We start from the raw sequence: 19,521 nt of genomic DNA, 5'->3' as shown, positions 1-19,521 counted from the left end.
CGCGCCATCGCACGGCGGGCTCGGGCCGGGAAGCGCCACATCGATGCCAGCCCGGCCGGTTTTTTTGCGGCGGCGTGGAATAAACCACGGTGCCCATGTGTTTGTCCCGGTGCAAGGCCGCATTCGCGCCGCCTGCACCCACTCTGGAGAAACCCATGAAGAAATTTGTCTCGATGGCGGCAGCATTCATCGCCGTTGCCGGTATGGCGGGCTGTGCCTCCATGGCCGACGCGCCCGTGAAAACCGTGGACGGCGTGCTCGTCGGCGCGGGCGGCATGACGCTCTACACCTTTGACCGCGACGCGGCAGGCAGCGGCAAATCGGTCTGCAACGGGCCCTGCGCCACCAACTGGCCCCCGCTCATGGCCAGCACGGCGCCGGGCGGCGACTACAGCATCGTGACCCGTGATGACGGCAAGACCCAGCTGGCCTACAAGGGCAAGCCGCTGTACTACTGGGTCAAGGACACCAAACCCGGCGACAGGACTGGCGACGGTGTGAACCAGGTCTGGCGCACTGCTCGCCCCTGAGGGCGAGCGCGCCCATCCCACCGCGCCATGAACCGCACCCAGGTTGTCGAGCAGTTGCCAGGCCTGCGCCGCTATGCCCGGGTGCTGACAGGTGACGCCTGGGCGGCCGACGACCTCGTGCAGGACACGCTGGAGCGCGCCTGCAGCAAATGGCTGCTGTGGCGCACCGGCAGCGACCTGCGCGCATGGCTTTTCACGCTCATGCACAACCTCTATCTCAACCAGCGCCGCGCGATGCCCGCGCTGGCGCCGCTGGACATCGAGGACGTCCGCGACCAGTTGCCCGGCGCGCCGGTGCCCTCGGACGACGCGCTGGACCTGGAACGCTGCCTGCAGCGCCTGCCCGCGGACCAGCGGGCCGTGCTGCTGCTGGTGGCCATGGAGGACATGAGCTACGAGGACACGGCCCGCATCCTGGCCGTCCCCGTGGGCACGGTGATGTCACGGCTGTCGCGCGCCCGCGCCCGGCTGCGGGTACTTATGGAGCGCACATCGGTGCCTGCGCCATCCCCCTCACCAGCCACGGCGGCAGCCGCCCCACAGACCCAGTCCCAGCCCCCGGCGCTGCGCCGCCTGAAATGACGACGACCCGCGACACTGCCATGGAACCGCGCTCCCACGCCCCGCCCCTCCCCGAAGACGATCCCGCCTGGCACGCCCTGGCGGACGGCCGCCTCCCGGCCGCGCAGGCCGCAGCCTTGCGCCAGCAACTGGAAGGCAACGAGGCCGCGCGGGATGCCATCGCCCATTGGCAACAGGGGCGCGACCAGCTGCAGGCACTGCACCAGGATCTGCTCCATGCCGCCGTGCCCGATGCGTTGCTGGCCGCTGCGTTGCGCGCCGCGGGACACCAGGAACGGCAGGCACAGTGGTGGCGCTGGGGCGGCCTGGCCGCGTCGGTGCTGCTGGCCTTCGCGCTGGGGTGGGCGGGGCGTGGCCAGTGGGCAGGCGGCCCGGCCCCGGGCCACCAGCCTCTGGCGGGCGATGCGGCAGCGCTGCTGGCCACGGCGCCGGCGCAGCGCTTTGCCCAGCAGGCCGCCGTGGCCCATGCGGTCTACCAGCCGGAGGTCCGCCATCCGGTGGAAGTCACCGCGTCGCAGCAGGAGCATCTGGTGCAGTGGCTCTCCAAGCGGCTGGGCAAGCCGCTGAAGGTGCCCGTGCTCGCCCCGCAAGGCTATGAGCTGGTGGGAGGCCGCCTGCTGCCGGGCGACACCGGGGCGCGTGCGCAGTTCATGTACCAGAATGCTGCGGGCCAGCGCATCACGCTGTACCTGGGCGCACTCGCCCCCACGGCCACCACGGCGCTTTCTCGCCACGGTGCGCCACCGCCGCACGACAACCCGCCCGCCACCACGGCCACGGCGGCAGCGGCCTTCCAGTTCAGGCAGGAAGGCCCCGTGCCCGGTTTCTACTGGACCGAGGGAAGCTTTGGCTACGCGCTCAGCGGACAGCTATCGCGCGCCGAATTGCTCGCGCTGGCCACGGCGGTATACAGGCAACTGCAGCTCTAGTGTCCCGAGTTAGAAATTCGGTTCATAAAGTAACTTCCAACTCGGGACACTAGCGTTCGCACCGGCCTGGGTTCAGGTCAGTTCAATCCAGGTCAGGCCAGGGCCGCCAGCGGGTGCGCGTGCGCGGGCCAGGGGCTGGCGAAGAACGGTGCCACCATCGCGGGCGCCACGTCCTCGATGCGGCCGGGGTTCCACTTCGGCGCATGGTCCTTGTCCACGGCCAGGGCGCGGATGCCCTCCACCGTCTCGCTCTGGCCAGGGCGCAGGAAGAAACAGTGGCGCACCATGTCGCGCTCCATGCGCAGGTCATCGGCCAGGCCCATGCCGCGCGCACGCCGGATCTGCTCGAGCACCACGTGCAGCATCAGCGGCGAGCGCTTGCGCAGCGTGGCCGCCGTGGCACGCGCCCAGTCGGTATCGGCCGCCTCGAGCGCAGCGACGATCTCGCCCACGCTGGGCAACGAGAAATATTGGTCAATCTGGGCTCTAACGCTTGACTGGTGCGCGCTGACAGCTATGAATTTGGAAGCAACGTAGTCACGGACCGCAGGGCCATCCGCAAATCCCCCGGCCCCCAGCGCCTCCCACACGGCGGATTGCTGGTCCGAGGGCAGGCAGCCATCCGCCAACTGGTTTTCGATGGCATCACCCGCGCCGATGGTGTCGCCCGTGAGGGCCAGCCACTCGCCCACGCGACCGGGGCAGCGCGAGAGGAAGTAGCCGCCACCCACGTCAGGGAACAGGCCGATGGCCGTCTCGGGCATCGCCATCTTGGTGCGCTCGGTCACCACCCGCAGCGCTGCCCCCTGGCTGATGCCCATGCCGCCGCCCATCACGATGCCGTCCATGAACGCGATGTAGGGCTTGCCGTAGTTGTGGATCAGGTGGTTGAGCGCGTATTCCTCGGTGAAGAAGTCTTCCAGCAGGGGGTTACCCTGGCTGCCCGCCTGGTGCAGGAAGCGGATGTCGCCGCCCGCGCAGAAGGCACCGAACGGGCCCTCCTTGTTGCTGCCGCGAATCGCCACCGCCAGCACCCGCGCATCGTTCTGCCAGGCCAGCAGGATGCCCATCAGGTCACGCACCATGCCCAGCGACAACGCGTTGAGCGCACGCGGGCGGTTCAGGGTAATGAAGCCAACCTGGCCACGCACTTCGCTCAACACTTCAGACACTACCGTCTCCGTCATTTTTGTTCCTTCCAACCCAACAGTTCATTGAAAACCAGCGCACCGATCACCAGTGCGCCCCCCGTCAGCACTGCCGTGCCGGGCTTTTCGCCCGCGCCCAGCCATGCCAGCAAGATGCCAAAGATCACTTCGAGCAAACCGAGCAGCGCCATCTCGGGCGCCTTGAGCACACGCCCACAGCGCACGGCCAGCACACAAGGAATGGCCAATTGCACCACGCCCAGCAGCGCCAGCAGGGCCAGGTCATGGGCCGACGCCTGAAAAGGCAGCGCCAGCGGCAGCGTGGCCACCACCGAGATCACCGCGCCGACCAGCACCGCGGGCACCAGGTCCACCGCGTGGCCGTGGCGCTGCGAGTGTTGCACCACCGTCCAGTTGATGGCTGCCGCCACGGGCACGCACAGCGCCACCAGCGTACCCGCCAAGGGCAGGCCCGCCATCTGCGAACCATACATCCACGCAATGCCCAGCCCCGCCACGGCAATCGCAGCCCATGTGCGCGGGGCGATGTGGTGGCCGATGAACACCCGTGCGAACAGCGCGGTGAGCAGCGGCCCCACGGCCATCGTGACCAGCACGTTGGCCACCGGCATGAGCACCAGGGCCACCATGAACGCCGTGAACATCACGCTCCAGCACACCCCTGAGATCCACAGCGCATGGCCACCATGGCGCATGGAGGCAAACACCGCCCTGCCCTGCAGCGCCGGCAGGATGACCAGCAGGGACAGCAGTGTGAAAAAGCTGCGCCAGAAGGTCACCTCAAAGCTCGCCGCATGTTCCAGGTGGCGCGTGACCACGCCAGCGATGGACCACATCAGGGTCACCGCCACCATCAGCACCACCGCGCGGGAATGTGTGAGTTTCAACATGGGGTTCGGGTTGCAGACGGAAAAAAGGCCACTGCGCAGCAGTGGCCCTTCCGGGGAAGCTCAGCCTATCAGGACCGGGAAGCGCGCTTGCGCTCGTTCTCGGTCAGGTGGCGCTTGCGCAGGCGCACGGACTTGGGCGTGATCTCGACCAGTTCGTCGTCCTCGATGAATTCCACGCCGTATTCCAGCGTGAGGTCGATCGGGGGCGTGATCTTGATCGCGTCTTCCTTGCCGCTCACGCGGAAGTTGGTCAGCTGCTTGGTGCGCGTGGCGTTCACCACCAGGTCGTTGTCGCGGCTGTGGATGCCGACGATCATGCCTTCGTACACGGGGTCGTTCGCCTTCACGAACATGCGGCCACGGTCGTCCAGCTTGCCCAGGGCGTAGGTGAAGATCTCGCCGTCGTCCATCGAGATCAGCACGCCGTTCTTGCGGCCGCCGATGTCGCCCTTGTGCGGCTCATAGCTGTCGAAGATGTTGCTGATGAGGCCGGAGCCGCGCGTCAGGTTCAGGAATTCGTTCGTGAAGCCGATCAGGCCACGCGCCGGAATGCGGTACTCCAGGCGCACGCGGCCACGGCCGTCCGGCTCCATGTTCACCAGCTCGCCCTTGCGCTCACCCAGGGCCTGCATCACGCCGCCCTGGTGTCCTTCTTCGATGTCAGCCGTCACCAGCTCAATGGGCTCGCACTTCTCGCCGTTGATTTCCTTGAACACCACGCGCGGCTTGGACACGGCCAGCTCGTAGCCTTCACGGCGCATGTTTTCCAAGAGGATGGTCAGGTGCAGTTCGCCCCGGCCCATCACTTCGAAGATGCCTTCCTCGTCGGTCTCGCTCACGCGCAGGGCCACGTTGTGCTGCAGTTCCTTTTGCAGGCGGTCCCAGATCTGGCGGCTGGTCACGAACTTGCCTTCGCGGCCGGCCAGCGGGCTGGTGTTCACGCAGAAATTCATGGTCAGCGTGGGCTCGTCCACCTTGAGCATGGGCAGCGGTGCGGGATTGGCGGGGTCGGTCACGGTCACGCCGATGCCGATGTCTTCAATGCCGTTGATCAGCACGATGTCGCCGGGGCCGGCCATGGGCGTCTGCATGCGGTCCAGGCCCTGGAAGGTCAGCACCTGGTTCACACGGCCCTTGACGGCCTTGCCGTCGGGGCCCTCCATAACGACCACGTCCATCATGGGCTTCAAGGTGCCTTGGCTGATGCGGCCCACGCCGATGCGGCCCACGAAGCTGGAGAAGTCCAGCGCCGAGATCTGCAGTTGCAGCGGGGCAGCCGGGTCGCCCGTGTTCGGGGGCACATGGCTGAGGATGGTGTCGAACAGGGCCGACATGTCGGGGCCCCACTGCTCACCGGGCGCGCCTTCTTCGAGCGACGACCAGCCGTTGATGCCCGAGGCGTACACCACGGGGAAGTCGAGCTGCTCGTCGGTGGCGCCAAGCTTGTCAAACAGGTCGAACGCTGCGTTAACGACCTTGTCGGGGTTGGCACCCGGCTTGTCCACCTTGTTCACGACCAGAATGGGGCGCAGGCCCAGGGCCAGGGCCTTCTTGGTCACGAAACGCGTCTGGGGCATGGGGCCCTCTTGCGCGTCGATCAGCAGCACCACGCTGTCCACCATGGACAGGGCGCGTTCCACTTCGCCGCCGAAGTCCGCGTGGCCGGGGGTGTCCACGATGTTGATGTGCGTGCCCTTCCAGCTCACGGCGCAGTTCTTGGCCAGGATGGTGATGCCGCGCTCTTTTTCGATGGCGTTGTTGTCCATCACGGTATCGACGACCTTTTCGTGGTCGGCGAAGGTGCCGGACTGGCGCAGCAGCTGGTCGACCATGGTGGTTTTGCCATGGTCAACGTGGGCAATGATGGCGATATTGCGGATTTGTTTAGTCATAGTTTTTCCAATATGCCGCTGTGCGCCATGGACGCGGAATGCGGCGTGCTTTCCAAAATTTGTTGAATTTCCAGCGGACTCAGGAGCCTGTCCGGCACCAGCTCCCCGCCCACGATGTGGCCCACCCCCAGCAGCGCCGGGGGATTCTCGCCAAACACCGCCACGGCACTGGCATCGGGCCAGTTGCCACGGCGACGCACGCCCGACAGGAATCGGGCTGCATTCTCACCGTCCAGCGTGACACGCACGTGTTGCGCCAGCAGCGACTCGGGAGCTTCCAGGCTGGCCAGCCGTTCGGCCTCGGGCATGGCTTCCAGCTGTGCCAGCGTGACGCAGCGCTCCACGCCGATCCCGCCGGTATCGATGCGGCGCAGAAAGGTCAGGTGCGCCCCGCAGCCCAGGGCGGCGCCAATGTCTTCCCCCAGGGTACGGATGTAGGTGCCTTTGCTGCAGGTCACTACTATTTTGATAGCGCTTTGCGCCTGATTTGTCTGGACCAGCGTCAATTTCAGTGCGTGAATGACCACGTCGCGCGCCTCGCGCTCCACGGTGATGCCCGCACGGGCGTATTCATACAGCGCCTTGCCATCCTTCTTGAGCGCGCTGTGCATGGGCGGCACCTGGCGGATGGGGCCGGTGAACTGCTGCTGCACCGCCGCCAGACACTCAGGGGTGAGCTGGGCGGGGTCGACATCGCAGCGCTGCACCACATCGCCCTCGGCATCGCCGGTCGTCGTCGTCGCTCCCAGCAGCGCCAGGGCCTCATAGGTCTTGGGCGCGTCGAGCTGCAGCTGGCTGAACTTGGTGGCCGCGCCAAAACACAGGGGCAGCACGCCGGTGGCCAACGGGTCGAGCGTGCCGGTATGGCCCGCCTTTTCGGCGCGCAGGAGCCATTTCGCCTTTTGCAAGGCGTCGTTGCTCGAAAGGCCGAGCGGTTTGTCGAGCAGCAACACCCCATGCACAGGGCGCCGCTGCACCCTGGTGCGTGGCGCTGGCTGCATGGCTAATCCTCTTTTGCGCGGGAAGAGACAGCCTTGGCAATCAAGGCATTCATGTCGGCCGCCCGCTCGGAGGTGCGGTCGAACACGAAGTGCAGCGTGGGCACCGTGTGGATGTGCAGGCGCTTGAACAAGCCGTTGCGCAGGAAACCCGCAGCCTGGTTGAGCGCCGCCTGTGTCTCCACAGGGTCGCCCGTCAGCAGGCTGAAGAACACCTTGGCATGTGCGTAGTCCGGAGTCACCTCCACGCCCTGCAGCGTCACCATGCCCACGCGCGGGTCTTTCAACTCGCGCGCGATCAGCTCCGTCAGATCGCGCTGGATCTGGTCGGCGACCTTGAAGGCGCGGTTGGGGGTGGAAGATTTCTTCGCAGCCATGTCGTCGTCACCGATGCCTTACAGCGTCCGCGCGATTTCCTTGATGTCAAAGAATTCGAGGTGATCGCCTTCCTTGATGTCGTTGTAGTTCTTGAGCTTGATACCGCACTCGAAGCCTTCCTTGACATCCTTGACATCGTCCTTGAGGCGCTTGATCGAATCGACTTCGCCCGTGTAGACCACCACGTTGTCGCGCAGCAGGCGGAAGCGTGCGTTGCGATGGACCATGCCCGAGGTGATGTACGAACCGGCAATCGTGCCGATCTTGGTGGCCACGAACACCGTGCGGATCTCGGCCGTGCCGATGATCTCCTCGCGCTGCTCGGGGGCCAGCATGCCGGACATGGCCACGCGCAGCTCGTCCACAGCGTCGTAAATGATGCTGTAGTAGTGCAGATCGACGCCATTGCCCTCGGCCAGCTTGCGCGCACCGGCATCGGCCCGCACGTTGAAGCCGATCACGATGGCCTTGGAGGCGATCGCCAGGTTGATGTCCGACTCGCTGATGGCGCCCACGGCGGCGTACACCAGTTGCACCTTGACTTCGTCGGTCGACAGCTTGAGCAGCGACTGCGCCAGCGCTTCCTGCGAACCCTGCACATCGGCCTTGACGATGATGGGCAGCATCTTCACTTCGCCTGCCGTCATGTCGGCGAACATGTTCTCCAGCTTCGCAGCCTGCTGCTTGGCCAGCTTGGTGTTGCGGAACTTGCCGGCACGGTAGGTGGCGATTTCGCGGGCACGGCGTTCGTCCGTGAGCACCATGAATTCGTCGCCGGCCTGCGGCACTTCCGTCAGGCCCTGGATTTCCACCGGGATCGACGGACCCGCCGTCTTGGCCACCTTGCCGTTTTCGTCCAGCATGGCGCGCACGCGGCCATAGGTCTGGCCTGCCAGCACGATGTCGCCCACCTTGAGGGTACCGGACTGCACCAGCACGGTCGCCACGGGGCCGCGGCCCTTGTCGAGCTGCGCTTCGATCACGAGGCCCTTGGCCAGCGAATCCACCGGCGCCTTGAGTTCCAGCACTTCGGCCTGCAGCAGCACCTGCTCGAGCAGCGTGTCGATGCCCATGCCGGTCTTGGAAGACACGGGCACGAACGGCGAATCGCCACCGTATTCTTCCGGCACCACCTCTTCGACCACCAGCTCCTGCTTGACGCGGTCTGGGTTGGCATCGGGCTTGTCGGCCTTGGTGATGGCCACCACGATAGGAACACCAGCCGCCTTGGCGTGCTTGATGGCTTCCTTGGTCTGGGGCATGACGCCGTCATCGGCCGCCACCACCAGGATCACGATGTCCGTGGCCTGGGCACCGCGGGCACGCATGGCCGTGAAGGCCTCGTGACCCGGGGTGTCGAGGAAGGACACCATGCCGCGCGGTGTTTCCACGTGGTAGGCACCAATGTGCTGCGTGATGCCGCCGGCTTCGCCCGCAGCGACCTTGGCGCGGCGGATGTAGTCCAGCAGCGAGGTCTTGCCGTGGTCGACGTGGCCCATGACGGTCACGACCGGGGCGCGCGGCAACAGCTCTGCGTTCTGCTGCGTCGAATCGTCGTCGGTGAAGGCTTCCGGATCGTCCAGCGCCGCCACCACCGCCTTGTGGCCCAGCTCTTCCACCACGATCATGGCGGTGTCCTGGTCCAGCGGCTGGTTGATGGTGACCATCTGGCCCATCTTCATCAGCGCCTTGATCACTTCGGACGCCTTGATCGACATCTTGTGGGCCAGCTCTGCCACCGTGATGGTCTCGGGCACATGCACTTCAATGATGCGCGCCTCGACCGGTGCGGACTGCTGGTGGTCGTCGCGATGGTCGCGGTTATCACCACGGCGGCCACGCGGGCCACCACGCCAGTTGTTGCGGCCGACACCGCCGCTGCTGTCGCCGCGGGTCTTGATTTCCTTCTTCTTGGCGGTGTCATTGGCCCAGCTGGAGGACAGCTTGGCCGACTTCACTTCCTTGCCGGCGCCGGGCGCGCCTGCGCCGGCGGCGGCCGGAGCCCCCGCACGCGCCACACCCGTGCCCACGGCCGGCTTGTGCAGCGTGCCCTTCTTGGCATCGCCCACCGCGGCGGGCTTGGCCACGGGCTTGGGTTCCTCGGGCTTCTTGGCCACCATGACCGCCTTCTTGGGCGTGGCCATCATGGAGCGAATGGCCGCGGCCTCGGCTTCGGCCTTGCGGCGGCGGGCATCCAGATCGGCCGCACGCGCGGCTTCCTCGTCGGAGCGGGCCTTGGACTCGGCAGCAGCCTTTTCGCGCGCTTCGGCCTGGGCGGCGCTGCGCGCAGCGGTTTCAGCGGCCTGCTCGCGGGTCGCTTCCTGCTTGACAGCAGAGGCCTGGGCCTTCTTTTCGGCTTCCTGCGCAGCGTAGGCGGCAGCACGCTCCTCGGCTTCGCGTTCGCGCTTTTCACGGGCTTCGCGTTCAGCGCGCTTCTCGGCCAGCTCCGCCTCCTGGCGGCGGATCAGCTCGGCCTGGCGGCGCGCTTCTTCCTCGCGGCGGGACAGCTCGAGATCCTCGCTGGAAACAGCAGCCTCCTGCGCCGCCACGGGCGCATGGGTTTCGGCAGACGCCTCGGCACCTTCGTCGCGCTGGATGAACGTGCGCTTCTTGCGCACTTCCACCTGGATCGTGCGGGCCTTGCCCGTGGCATCGGCCTGCTTGATCTCGCTGGTGGACTTCTTCACCAGCGTGATCTTCTTGCGGTCAGCCGAAGCCGTGCCATGGCTGGCCTGCAGATAGGCAAGCAGCTTTTGCTTGTCCGACTCGGTCAACGCGTCGGAGGGGGCAGCCTTGCCCACGCCGGCAGCCTTGAGCTGGTCGAGCAGGGTTTCAGGCGATTTTTTGAGTTCGGTTGCAAACTCGGCGACAGTATTACTGGACATATGTGGTTCGTGCCTCCCTGACCTTTACTCTTGCCCCGCGAACCAGTGTTCGCGCGCCTTCATGATCAAGGCTTTGGCTTCTTCTTCAGACTGTCCGGTCAGGTCGGTCAGTTCATCAATGGCCAGATCGGCCAGGTCGTCACGTGTATGCACACCGCCTTCAGCCAACTTGGCAATCAGCTCGGGGGTGAGGCCTTCGAGGTCGCGCAGGTCCTGGGAGACCTCTTCCACGCTTTCCTCGCGGGCGATTTCCATCGTGAGCAGCGCATCCTTGGCGCGGGCGCGCAGCTCGTTGACGGTGTCTTCGTCGAAGCTTTCGATCTCCAGCATTTCCTGCAGCGGCACATAGGCCACTTCTTCGAGGCTGTTGAAGCCTTCGGAGATCAGGATGTCGGCGATTTCCTCGTCCACATCCAGCTTTTCCATGAACAGCTTGCGGGCCGTGTCGGTCTCGTTGGCCTGCTTCTGCGCGCTTTCGGCGGCGTCCATGATGTTGATCTTCCAGCCGGTCAGATCGGACGCCAGGCGCACGTTCTGGCCGCCGCGGCCGATGGCGATGGCGAGGTTTTCCTCGTCCACCACGACGTCCATGGCGTGCTTTTCCTCATCGACCACGATGGAGGACACGTTGGCCGGTGCCAGCGCGCCGATCACGAACTGGGCGGGGTCTTCTGACCACAGCACGATGTCCACGCGCTCGCCGGCGAGTTCGTTGGTCACCGCGTTCACACGGGTGCCGCGCACGCCGACGCAGGTGCCGATGGGGTCCACGCGCTTGTCGTGCGACAGCACGGCGATCTTGGCACGCGAGCCGGGGTCGCGGGCGCAGGACTTGATCTCCAGCAGGCCCTGCTCGATCTCGGGCACTTCCTGACGGAAGAGCTCGATCATGAACTCGGGGGCCGAGCGCGACAGGATGATGGGCGCGCCGCGCAGGGTCAGGTCCACTTCCATGATCATGGCCCGCACGCGGTCGCCGCTGCGCAGGTTTTCCTTGGGGATCATCTCGCTGCGGCGCAGGCGGCCTTCCACACGGCCGGACTCGACAATGATGTCGCCCTTGTCCATGCGCTTGACGGTGCCGGTGAAGATGCGCTCGCCGCGCGACATGAAGTCGTTGAGCAGCATTTCGCGCTCGGCGTCACGGATCTTCTGCAGGATGACCTGCTTGGCGGCCATGGCGCCGATGCGGCCGATCGGCACGGACTCGACACCCTCTTCGATGTACTCGCCGACTTCGATGTCGGGAATGCGGTCCTTCGCATCCATCAGCAGCTCTTCGGCTTCGGGATTCTGCAGGCCCGCGTCATCGGGCACGACCAGCCAGCGGCGGAAAGTCTCATAGTTGCCGCTGTCGCGATCGACGGACACGCGAATGTCCACCTCGCCCTGGTACAGCTTCTTGGTAGCCTGGGCCAAGGCCGACTCCACGGCGCCCAAGACCACATCACGCTCAACGTTCTTTTCGCGCGAAATGGCCTCAACCAACATCAACAATTCGCGATTCATGCGACGACTCTCCTGTTTCAATCACCCGAGGGCAGGGTCCGCGCGCTGCGGCCACCCACCCCAATTCATTCAGCCACTCAGGCGGACGCCGGCCCGGCCTTGCCTCCACGCCCCTTGAAATCCACGATGGGCGCCAGACGGACGTCCCGCACCTCATCCAGGGTAAAACCCAGCGCCTGCAGCGGCGCCGGAACGCGTTTCTTGCTCACCTTCTGGCCCGGCTTGACCGGCGGCTCGTCGCTCCAGACGATCTGCCAGCCTCCAGCTTCGGCCCGCTCCAGCGTGCCGCGAAATTTCTTGCGGGTGGCATTGACCTGCCCCGCCGCTGCGGCGCCGATGGGCGCCTTCAGGGTGATGTCGATGACCGAGCCCTCGAAGCGCACGAAGTCCTGCTCGTGGCGCAAGGGGCGGTCGATACCGGGGGAAGACACTTCCAGGCGCTTGTACTCGACGCCATCGACCTCCAGCGCAAATTGCAGCTGGCGCGTGACCTTTTCGCAGTCTTCGACGGTGACAAACTGATCCAGCGCCGGGACCGGCGCGTCGGCGGGCGGCTGCACCCAGGGCAAGTCAACGGTGATGCGCAGCAGACCACCGGCAGAGCGTTCGATCTCCACCAGGTCATATCCCAGGCCCGTCACAATTTGTTCAACGACTTGCTGTAATGCCACGTGTTCAGTTCAATCCCGGAAAACAACACGACTGACGCAAATCGGGATCCGGCGAGTCGCCGACCCCATGGTGGGAGCACTTCCTGTGCGCCCTTGTTTGCGTAAGTCCAAAACAAAAAACCCGATAACCCCCGGAGACCTTCCCCGACAGCTTCGAGCTCCAAAAGCATTCGACCAAAAAAAACGGGCGGTTGGTACCCGCCCGTTTGGTCGTGAGATTCATATTGTAGCGTGTAACGCCTTGATTTGCAAAGATGGACTGTGGTCAAACTGCCTTCTGAACCCGCCGGCAGGGGCCCCGCCGGCACAAAAATCCGGCGCCTGCGCGGCCAGCGGCGCTTCCGGCAGAAAGGTGCGCTGCTGCGCCCCGCCCGCCCAGCCGATTTGTCCTCGTCGTCCTAGTCGTCCTGGGCGCCGCGCGCCGCGCGCACGCGCTCGAACACGCCCTGCGCCTCGCCACCGGCCGCCGAGGCATTGCGCGCGCCCGCCTGCAGGCTGCCCAGCAACCGGGCCAGCACTGGCGCCTGCGGCAGCAGCGGCCCCAGAAAAAGCGCGCTGGTGCCGCGGCCGATCAGCAGTGTGGGAAAAGTCTCCACATCCAGGTCCCCCGCGATCTCGGACTCGTCCTCGATGTCCACCCATTCGAACCGCACCCCGGGGTTCGCCCGGGCCAGTTCGTCGAACAGGGGGCGGTAGTCGCGGCAGGTGCCGCACCAGCCCGCGCACAGGCATACAGCCCACCAACCGCCAGCGGCGGCCTGCGGGGGCGCCCCTGAGGCGGGATCGGGCAACACGGCCGGACTTTCCATCAGCGTAACTCCTGGGTCATTCCGGCCGGGGAACCCCTGCGGCCCTGCGCAGAGGCCCTCCCGGGGCCGGGTCTGGGTCTACATGCCGCGCCGCTCGCGGGCGCGGTAGACCTCGATGGTACCCACACCGGGCGCCTGGTTGCCCCAGCTGTTGCGCACGAAGGTGGCGACCGCCGCCACTTCCTCGTCCGACAGGGTCTGCTGGAACGGGGGCATGCCGTGCGGACGCGGGTTGCCGGCGGTGGCGGGCAGGTAGCCGCCCTGCAGCACCACGCGCACCAGGTTGGTGGGATCGGCCAGCGTGACCGCGCGGTTGCCGGCCAGAGCGGGGAACGCCCCAGGCTCGCCCTGCCCCGCGTCGCCATGGCATTGAGCGCACTGCTGCTCATACACCTTCGCGCCCCGGGACATGGCCGCGGAGGGCGGCGCGGGCGGCGTTGCGGGCGCGGGGCCGCCCTGCTGCGGCAAGGCCTGCAGGTACACCGCCATGGCGCGCGCATCGGCATCGGTCAGGTACTGCGTGCTGCGGAACACCACCTCGGCCATGGGGCCCAGCACCGAGCCGTGCGGGGCCACCCCGGTTTGGAGCAAGGCCACCACGTCCTCGGCGGGCCATTCCTTGACGCCCGCCTCGGCCGCCGCGTTGAGCGCGGGGGCATACCAGTTCTGCACGGGAATCAGCCCGCCGGTGAAGGCCTTGGCATCCGTGGTGGCGCCCAGCGCGTTGCGTGGCGTGTGGCAGGCGGTGCAATGGCCCAGGCCGTTGACCAGGTAGGCGCCCCGGTTGTACTCGGCCGTCTGTACGGGCTCGGGCCGGGGTGTGCCCGGGGTGAAAAACAGCGCGCGCCACACGCCCAGCGCCGCCTGCGTGTTGTACGGGAAACGCAGCGCATGCGCCCGGTTGGCTTCGGCGGCGGCGGGCACGCTTTGCAGATAGGCAAAGATGGCATCGGAATCCTCGCGCGTGACCTGGGTGTAGTTGGGGTACGGGAAGGCGGGGTACAGCAGGCGCCCGTCCTTGCTGCGGCCATGGTGCATGGCGCGCCAGAACTCGGCCGAGGTCCAGCTGCCGATGCCCTGCGCCTTGTCGGGCGTGAGGTTGGAGCTGTGCACCACGCCGAACGGCGTCTCGATGCCGCGCCCGCCCGCGAACGGCGCGCCGCCCTGGGTGGTGTGGCAGGCCATGCAGTTGCCGACACGGGCCAGGTACTCGCCGCGCGCCACCAGCGCGGGCGTGCCCTGCAGCGTCTCGGCGCCGGGCAGCGGCTCTTCGCCGCGCAGGTTCAGGGTGACCAGTGCGGCGGCCGTGATGCCCAGGGCGGCCAGCACGGAAGAAATCGTCCAGAGGATGCGTTTCATGGATGACATCCCTCTCAGCGCGCCGCGCCGGAAGCGGCCGCCACGGGCACCTCGGCCACGCCGCCGCAACGCGCGGGCATGGCGGCGGGCAGCGTGCGGGCGGGTTTGCCGCCCCCTGCCACGGGCTGGGCGGCCAGCCAGGCGGACACGGCGCTCACATCGTCGGGCGTGAGCTGGCGGGCGATGTCGGCCATGCAGTCGGGCGCATGCGCGCGGCGCTGGCCGGTCTTCCAGGCGCCCAGCTGGCTGTTGAGGTAGTCGCGCGGCAGGCCCAGCAGGCCCGGGATGGACGGCGCCACGCCCGTCATGGCGCTGCCGTGGCACGACACGCAGGCCGGAATGCGGCGCGCGGTATCGCCCTGCTGCACCAGCTGGCGCCCCTGCTCCAGCGCGGCGGCCGGCGCCTGGGGTGCGGGCGGCGGCGGGTACGGCAGGTCCTGCGCGGCAAAGTGCTCGGCCATTTCACGCAGGTAGTCGTCCGTCAGGTGCTCGATGAGGTAGGTCATCTGCGGATAGCTGCGCCGCCCGTCGCGGAAGTTGAGCAGCTGGTTGGCCAGGTAGCCGGCCGGCTTGCCGGCGATGCGCGGAAAGTAGCCGTCGGGCGTGGCGCGGCCTTCCTTGCCGTGGCAGGCCGTGCAGGCCAGCACGCGCGAGGACATCGACGAGGCGGACACCGTGGCGGACGGGGCCGCCGCAGGGCTAGGCACGGGCTGGGCCCAGGCGCCAGCGCTCCACGCCAGCGCCATCGCGGCAGAAGCGCCGGCCAGGCGGGAAACAGGACGCAGCAGGCTGCGCAGGCAATCGATCATGGGGTTTTATCAGTAGGGAAGCGGCCGGCCCGCACACATCGCGACGGACACCAGCACATGCCGCCACTCTACGCCCCGCCCCAAAAACAGTACAGATTCAGTTTCTAGTTAAAAATACAGATCAGTTTGCCCTGGATCAACCCCAGCCCCCATGAAACGCTACGAACGCCACGCCGACGCCATTGCCCAGCTCATCCACAGCGGCGCGCTGCGCCCGGGCGACCGCGTGCCCTCGGTGCGCGAGGCCAGCCGCACGCGCGGCATCAGCCCATCCACCGTGTTCGAGGCGTACTACCTGCTGGAGGCCCAGGGCCTGATCCATGCGCGCCCGCGCTCGGGCTACTACGTGAGCGCCCGGCTGCCGGCCGCCGAGTCCCGGCCCGCCGAGCCCCTGCCCTCGCAGCCGGCGCACACCTCCACCGGCGTGGCCATCAGCGACCTGGTGTTCGAGGTGCTGGGCCTGGCGCGCGACCGCGACCTGGTGCCCCTGGGCTCGGCCTTCCCGGGGCTGGAGCTGTTTCCGCTGGAGCGCCTGGCGCGCTGCCTGGGCAGCGGCATGCGCAAGCTCGACCCCTGGAGCATCGTGCAAAGCCTGCCTCCCGGCGACGAGCGCCTGCGCCAGCAGATCGCGCTGCGCTACGGCCTGCACGGCATGGCCGTGGACGCGCAGGAGATCATCATCACCAACGGCGCGATGGAGGCGCTCAACCTCTGCCTGGAGGCCGTCACCCGCCCCGGCGACGTCGTGGTGGTCGAATCGCCCACCTTCTACGCCGCGCTGCAGGCGCTGGAGCGTCTGAACCTGCAGGCGCTGGAGGTGGCCACCCACCCGCGCGACGGCATCGACCTGACCGCGCTGGCCGAAGCCCTGGCGCGCCAGCCCCCGCACCAGCCCGTCAAGGCCTGCTGGCTGATGCCCAGCTTCCAGAACCCGCTGGGCAGCCTGATACCCGAGGACAAGAAGCGCGAACTCGTGGCCCTGCTCGCGCGCCACCAGATCCCGCTGATCGAGGACGACGTGTATGGCGAACTGCACTTCGCCCCCCACCGCCCGCCCCCGGCCAAGGCCTTTGACGGCGAAGGCCTGGTGATGCACTGCAGCTCGTTCAGCAAAAGCCTGGCACCCGGCTACCGCGTGGGCTGGGTGGCGGCGGGCCGCTTTGTCACGGCGGTGCAGCGCCTCAAGCTCATGACCACGCTCTCGGCCGCCACGCCGTCGCAGCAGGCGTTGTCCGAGTACCTGGCCCAGGGCGGCTACGACCGGCACCTGCGCCAGCTGCGCCGCAGCCTGGCGCAGCAGCAGGCGACGGCGCTGGCGGCGGTGGCCCGGCATTTCCCACCGGGTACGCGGGTCGCGCAGCCCGAGGGCGGGTACTTCCTGTGGGTGGAGCTGCCCCCGCAGGTCGATGCCCTGCAACTGCACCGCCAGGCACTGCAGCAGGGCATCAGCCTGGCACCAGGACAGATCTTTTCGGCGGACCGGCGCTTTGCGAACTGTGTGCGCATCAACTACGGGCACCCCGCGCAAAGCCGCTTTGAAGCCGCCCTGGCTACCGTGGGCGCCCTGGCCTCGGCGATGGCACGAGAGGCGTCCGCTCCCAAGAAGCTATCAAAACAGTAGCTGCCAGCGCTTACACATCAGGCGCTTGCGGTCAGTTTCTCCAAAAACTCCCCTTCCCCGGGGTTCCCTGGCCTCCAGGGCACCCGCCTTGCGGCGCATGCCCTTGCTTGCAGCAAACTGACATGCCGCCGCCGCGTTGGAAAGGCCCAACCTCGGGTTCTCCCGCCCTCGGCACAGCTCTTGCAACGGCATACTGGCGGCCGTCCGCAGCCGGGGCAGCGCTACCAGCCTGGCCCCGCGAGGCCTTTTCCACCCCACCCGACGCCCACCATGGCAGCACCCCAGCATGTCCCGTTCCTGACCGTGGAAGATGAAGACGACTGGGTCGTCTCGTTCGCGCTGGGCCCCGTGGGAGCCAGCCGCCTCACGCTCACGCGCACGCCCCACCTGGAATTCATGCTGCGGCCCGAACAGCGCGGCGTCTCCGTGGGCGGCGTGGAGGCGGGCCAGCGCGCCACCCTGCTGGTGGCCGTGCAATGGGGGCACAAGTGCGTGGACGTGGTGTCCACCGCCAGGCGCTACAGCCTGGACATCAGCAAGGTCGATGCCGCCACGCGCACCGCCGCGCTGCGCGTGCTGGGCAAGATGAACTTCGACCAGCGGTTCCAGTTGGCCAACGCCCAGTAAGCCGCCGTGCGGGCGACCGCACGGGTTCGCCGGGTCGCCTCAGGCCACCAGCGGGTCGAGCGGCCGCACTACCCGGCACGGGTTGCCCGCCGCCAGCACCCGCGCCGGCACGTCGCGGGTGACCACGCTGCCCGCGCCGATCACCGCACCATCGCCAATCGTCACGCCGGGGCAGATGATCGCGCCGCCGCCAATCCACACGTCCTCGCCGATGGTCACGGGCAGGCACAGCTCGACGCCGGTCGCGCGCTCTTCGGGCGACAAGGGGTGCAAGGCGGTGTAGATCTGCACGCCCGGCGCGCACAGCGTGCGGGCCCCGATGCGCACTGGCGCGCCGTCGAGCACCACGCAGTTGAAGTTGAAGTACACGCCTTCACCCAGAAAAATGTTGTAGCCGTAGTCGCAATGAAACGGTGGCGTGATCTGCACGCTGCCGGGCTGGCCCGGCAGCAGCTGCGCCTGCAGGGCTTGCAGCGCGGCAGCATCCGCCGCAGGCGCGTGGTGGATGGCGTGGCACAACTGGCGGGCGCGCAGGCGGTCGGCCACCAGCTGCGGGTCGGCGGCCATGTATGGCGCGCCGGAGATCATCTTGTCTTTCTCGGAGGTCATCGGGTGATTCTGCCCTGTGCCATCCCCCTCCACCGGCCCGCCCGCCTACCCAGCCAGCGCCGTCCACTTGCGCTCGCTCGCGGCAGACTCCACCACCTTCTCGATGAAGCGCACGCCCTCGGCCCCGTCTTCCACGCGCGGGTAGTCGGCCTCCAGCGCGCTGGCGGTTCTGCCTGACGCCCGGGCGCGGATGTCCGCCGCCACGCCCAGGTAGACGTTGGCAAAGGCCTCGATGAAAGCCTCCGGGTGCCCGGCCGGAATGCGCCCCGCGCGCAACGCCGATTCGCTCAGCCAGGGCGAGCCGCGCGTGAGGATGCGGCGCGGCCCGTCCACCGGCGAATGCACCAGGTGGTTCGGGTCCTCCTGCCGCCACACCAGCGTGCCCAGCGTGCCGGACACCTGCAGGCGCACATCGTTCTCCAGCCCCGCCGCCACCTGCGACGCGACGATCACGCCGCGTGCGCCGCCGGCATAGCGCAGCAGCAGCTGCGCATCGTCGTCCAGCTGGCGGCCCGCGCCGAAGGTGGTGAGGTCGGCGCACAGCGCCTCGGGCCGCTGGCCGGTGACGGTGGCGGCCAGGTTCTCGGCGTGCGATCCGATGTCGCCCATGGTGCCCACCGCGCCGCTGCGCGCGGGGTCCAGCCGCCAGTCGGCCTGCTTGTTGCCGCCGCCCTGCTCCACCGCCGTGGCCAGCCAGCCCTGGTTGTATTCCACGGTGACCTTGCGCAGCACGCCCAGGGCGCCGCTCTGCACCAGATGGCGCGCCTCGCGCACCATCGGGTAGCCGGTGTAGTTGTAGGTCACGCCGAACACGGTGCCTGCCTTCTTCACGGCGGCCACCAGCTCATCGGCCTGCGCGCTGGTGTGCACCAGCGGCTTGTCGCACACCACATGAAAGCCCGCCTGCACAAACGCCAGCGCCACCGGGTGGTGCACATGGTTGGGGGTGACGATGCTCACCAGGTCGATGCGGTCGCCCGGGCTGCGGCGCAGCTCGTCGGCCAGCAGGTCTTGCCAGGTGCCGTGGTTCCGCTCGGTCGCCAGTCCCAGCTCGGCGCCGGATGCGCGGGCGCGCTCGGGCGATGACGACAGCGCGCCCGCCACCAGCTCGAACTGGCCGTCGAGCGCCATGGCCTTGCGGTGCACCGCGCCGATGAAGGCGCCGTGGCCACCGCCCACCATGGCGCAGCGGAGCTTTCTTTCACTGGACATACGAAAAGCCTTTGCTCGCTGTGTGTTGTTGTTATCGGTTTT

At 67.6% G+C, this 19,521-nt stretch carries 18 protein-coding genes; 5 read left to right on the top strand and 13 right to left on the bottom strand.

Features of this window, described 5'->3' with window-relative positions; genetic code table 11:
* Positions 1-155: 155 nt before the first annotated feature.
* Genes AC07OC_RS08125 through AC07OC_RS08115 form a run of 3 tightly spaced genes read left to right on the top strand, consistent with a single transcriptional unit; the run spans position 156 to position 2,041 of the window.
* Positions 156-530: a COG4315 family predicted lipoprotein gene (locus tag AC07OC_RS08125; RefSeq protein WP_218338824.1), complete on the top strand. Its 375-nt coding sequence runs from the start codon at positions 156-158 to the stop codon at positions 528-530.
* Between the two features lie 27 nt (positions 531-557).
* The gene (locus AC07OC_RS08120) at positions 558-1,112 is read left to right on the top strand and encodes a sigma-70 family RNA polymerase sigma factor (RefSeq protein WP_218294359.1); all 555 of its coding nucleotides are present in this window, start codon (positions 558-560) and stop codon (positions 1,110-1,112) included.
* 20 nt (positions 1,113-1,132) lie between these two features.
* Entirely contained in the window at positions 1,133-2,041 is a 909-nt protein-coding gene (locus AC07OC_RS08115; protein WP_218294358.1) for an anti-sigma factor family protein, read from the top strand.
* Positions 2,042-2,133: 92 nt separating this feature from the next.
* Here AC07OC_RS08115 and AC07OC_RS08110 read toward each other — a convergent pair whose 3' ends face one another.
* The 11 genes from AC07OC_RS08110 to AC07OC_RS08060 all read right to left on the bottom strand — a co-directional run bounded on the left by AC07OC_RS08110 (position 2,134) and on the right by AC07OC_RS08060 (position 15,410).
* On the bottom strand, positions 2,134-3,228 hold the full coding sequence (locus AC07OC_RS08110) for an enoyl-CoA hydratase/isomerase family protein (protein ID WP_218338825.1): 1,095 nt from the start codon (positions 3,226-3,228) through the stop codon (positions 2,134-2,136).
* Positions 3,225-4,100, bottom strand: a complete 876-nt coding sequence (locus tag AC07OC_RS08105) for a DMT family transporter (protein ID WP_218294356.1) — start codon at positions 4,098-4,100, stop codon at positions 3,225-3,227. The genes AC07OC_RS08110 and AC07OC_RS08105 overlap by 4 nt, the downstream gene beginning before the upstream one ends.
* Positions 4,101-4,168: 68 nt before the next feature.
* Entirely contained in the window at positions 4,169-5,992 is a 1,824-nt protein-coding gene (gene typA, locus AC07OC_RS08100; RefSeq protein WP_218294355.1) for a translational GTPase TypA, read from the bottom strand.
* Positions 5,989-6,993 carry a tRNA pseudouridine(55) synthase TruB gene (truB, locus tag AC07OC_RS08095; protein ID WP_218338827.1) on the bottom strand — a complete coding sequence of 335 codons (1,005 nt, stop codon included), beginning with the start codon at positions 6,991-6,993 and terminating at the stop codon, positions 5,989-5,991. Before truB ends, typA begins: the two co-directional genes overlap by 4 nt.
* 2 nt (positions 6,994-6,995) lie before the next feature.
* A complete protein-coding gene (rbfA, locus tag AC07OC_RS08090) occupies positions 6,996-7,367 on the bottom strand; it encodes a 30S ribosome-binding factor RbfA (protein ID WP_008904004.1) in 372 nt (123 codons plus the stop codon).
* An 18-nt stretch (positions 7,368-7,385) separates the two neighbouring features.
* Entirely contained in the window at positions 7,386-10,253 is a 2,868-nt protein-coding gene (gene infB, locus AC07OC_RS08085; protein ID WP_218338828.1) for a translation initiation factor IF-2, read from the bottom strand.
* A 24-nt stretch (positions 10,254-10,277) separates the two neighbouring features.
* Positions 10,278-11,762 carry a transcription termination factor NusA gene (nusA, locus tag AC07OC_RS08080; protein WP_218294352.1) on the bottom strand — a complete coding sequence of 495 codons (1,485 nt, stop codon included), beginning with the start codon at positions 11,760-11,762 and terminating at the stop codon, positions 10,278-10,280.
* A gap of 77 nt (positions 11,763-11,839) precedes the next feature.
* Positions 11,840-12,433 carry a ribosome maturation factor RimP gene (rimP, locus tag AC07OC_RS08075; protein WP_218338829.1) on the bottom strand — a complete coding sequence of 198 codons (594 nt, stop codon included), beginning with the start codon at positions 12,431-12,433 and terminating at the stop codon, positions 11,840-11,842.
* A gap of 398 nt (positions 12,434-12,831) precedes the next feature.
* Complete coding sequence (locus AC07OC_RS08070) at positions 12,832-13,242, bottom strand: thioredoxin family protein (RefSeq protein ID WP_218338830.1); 411 nt, start codon at positions 13,240-13,242, stop codon at positions 12,832-12,834.
* Between the two features lie 78 nt (positions 13,243-13,320).
* On the bottom strand, positions 13,321-14,601 hold the full coding sequence (locus AC07OC_RS08065) for a cytochrome c (protein ID WP_218338831.1): 1,281 nt from the start codon (positions 14,599-14,601) through the stop codon (positions 13,321-13,323).
* A 14-nt stretch (positions 14,602-14,615) separates the two neighbouring features.
* Complete coding sequence (locus tag AC07OC_RS08060) at positions 14,616-15,410, bottom strand: c-type cytochrome (RefSeq protein ID WP_218338832.1); 795 nt, start codon at positions 15,408-15,410, stop codon at positions 14,616-14,618.
* A gap of 151 nt (positions 15,411-15,561) precedes the next feature.
* Between AC07OC_RS08060 and AC07OC_RS08055 the strand changes: the two genes are divergently transcribed.
* Entirely contained in the window at positions 15,562-17,031 is a 1,470-nt protein-coding gene (locus AC07OC_RS08055; RefSeq protein ID WP_492255182.1) for an aminotransferase-like domain-containing protein, read from the top strand.
* Positions 17,032-17,301: 270 nt separating this feature from the next.
* Complete coding sequence (locus AC07OC_RS08050) at positions 17,302-17,658, top strand: hypothetical protein (protein WP_218294346.1); 357 nt, start codon at positions 17,302-17,304, stop codon at positions 17,656-17,658.
* 39 nt (positions 17,659-17,697) lie between these two features.
* On the opposite strand, the gene AC07OC_RS08045 is transcribed toward AC07OC_RS08050, so the two are convergent.
* Together AC07OC_RS08045 and AC07OC_RS08040 are read right to left on the bottom strand one after the other, a co-directional pair.
* Positions 17,698-18,267: a sugar O-acetyltransferase gene (locus tag AC07OC_RS08045; protein WP_494600782.1), complete on the bottom strand. Its 570-nt coding sequence runs from the start codon at positions 18,265-18,267 to the stop codon at positions 17,698-17,700.
* A gap of 45 nt (positions 18,268-18,312) precedes the next feature.
* The gene (locus AC07OC_RS08040; protein ID WP_494600780.1) at positions 18,313-19,479 is read right to left on the bottom strand and encodes a Gfo/Idh/MocA family protein; all 1,167 of its coding nucleotides are present in this window, start codon (positions 19,477-19,479) and stop codon (positions 18,313-18,315) included.
* Positions 19,480-19,521: the final 42 nt, after the last annotated feature.

Source organism: Acidovorax sp. GW821-FHT10E04 (assembly GCF_059415185.1).
Note: the sequence above shows the minus strand (reverse complement) of the source record. Positions and strands in the feature narration are given on the sequence as shown.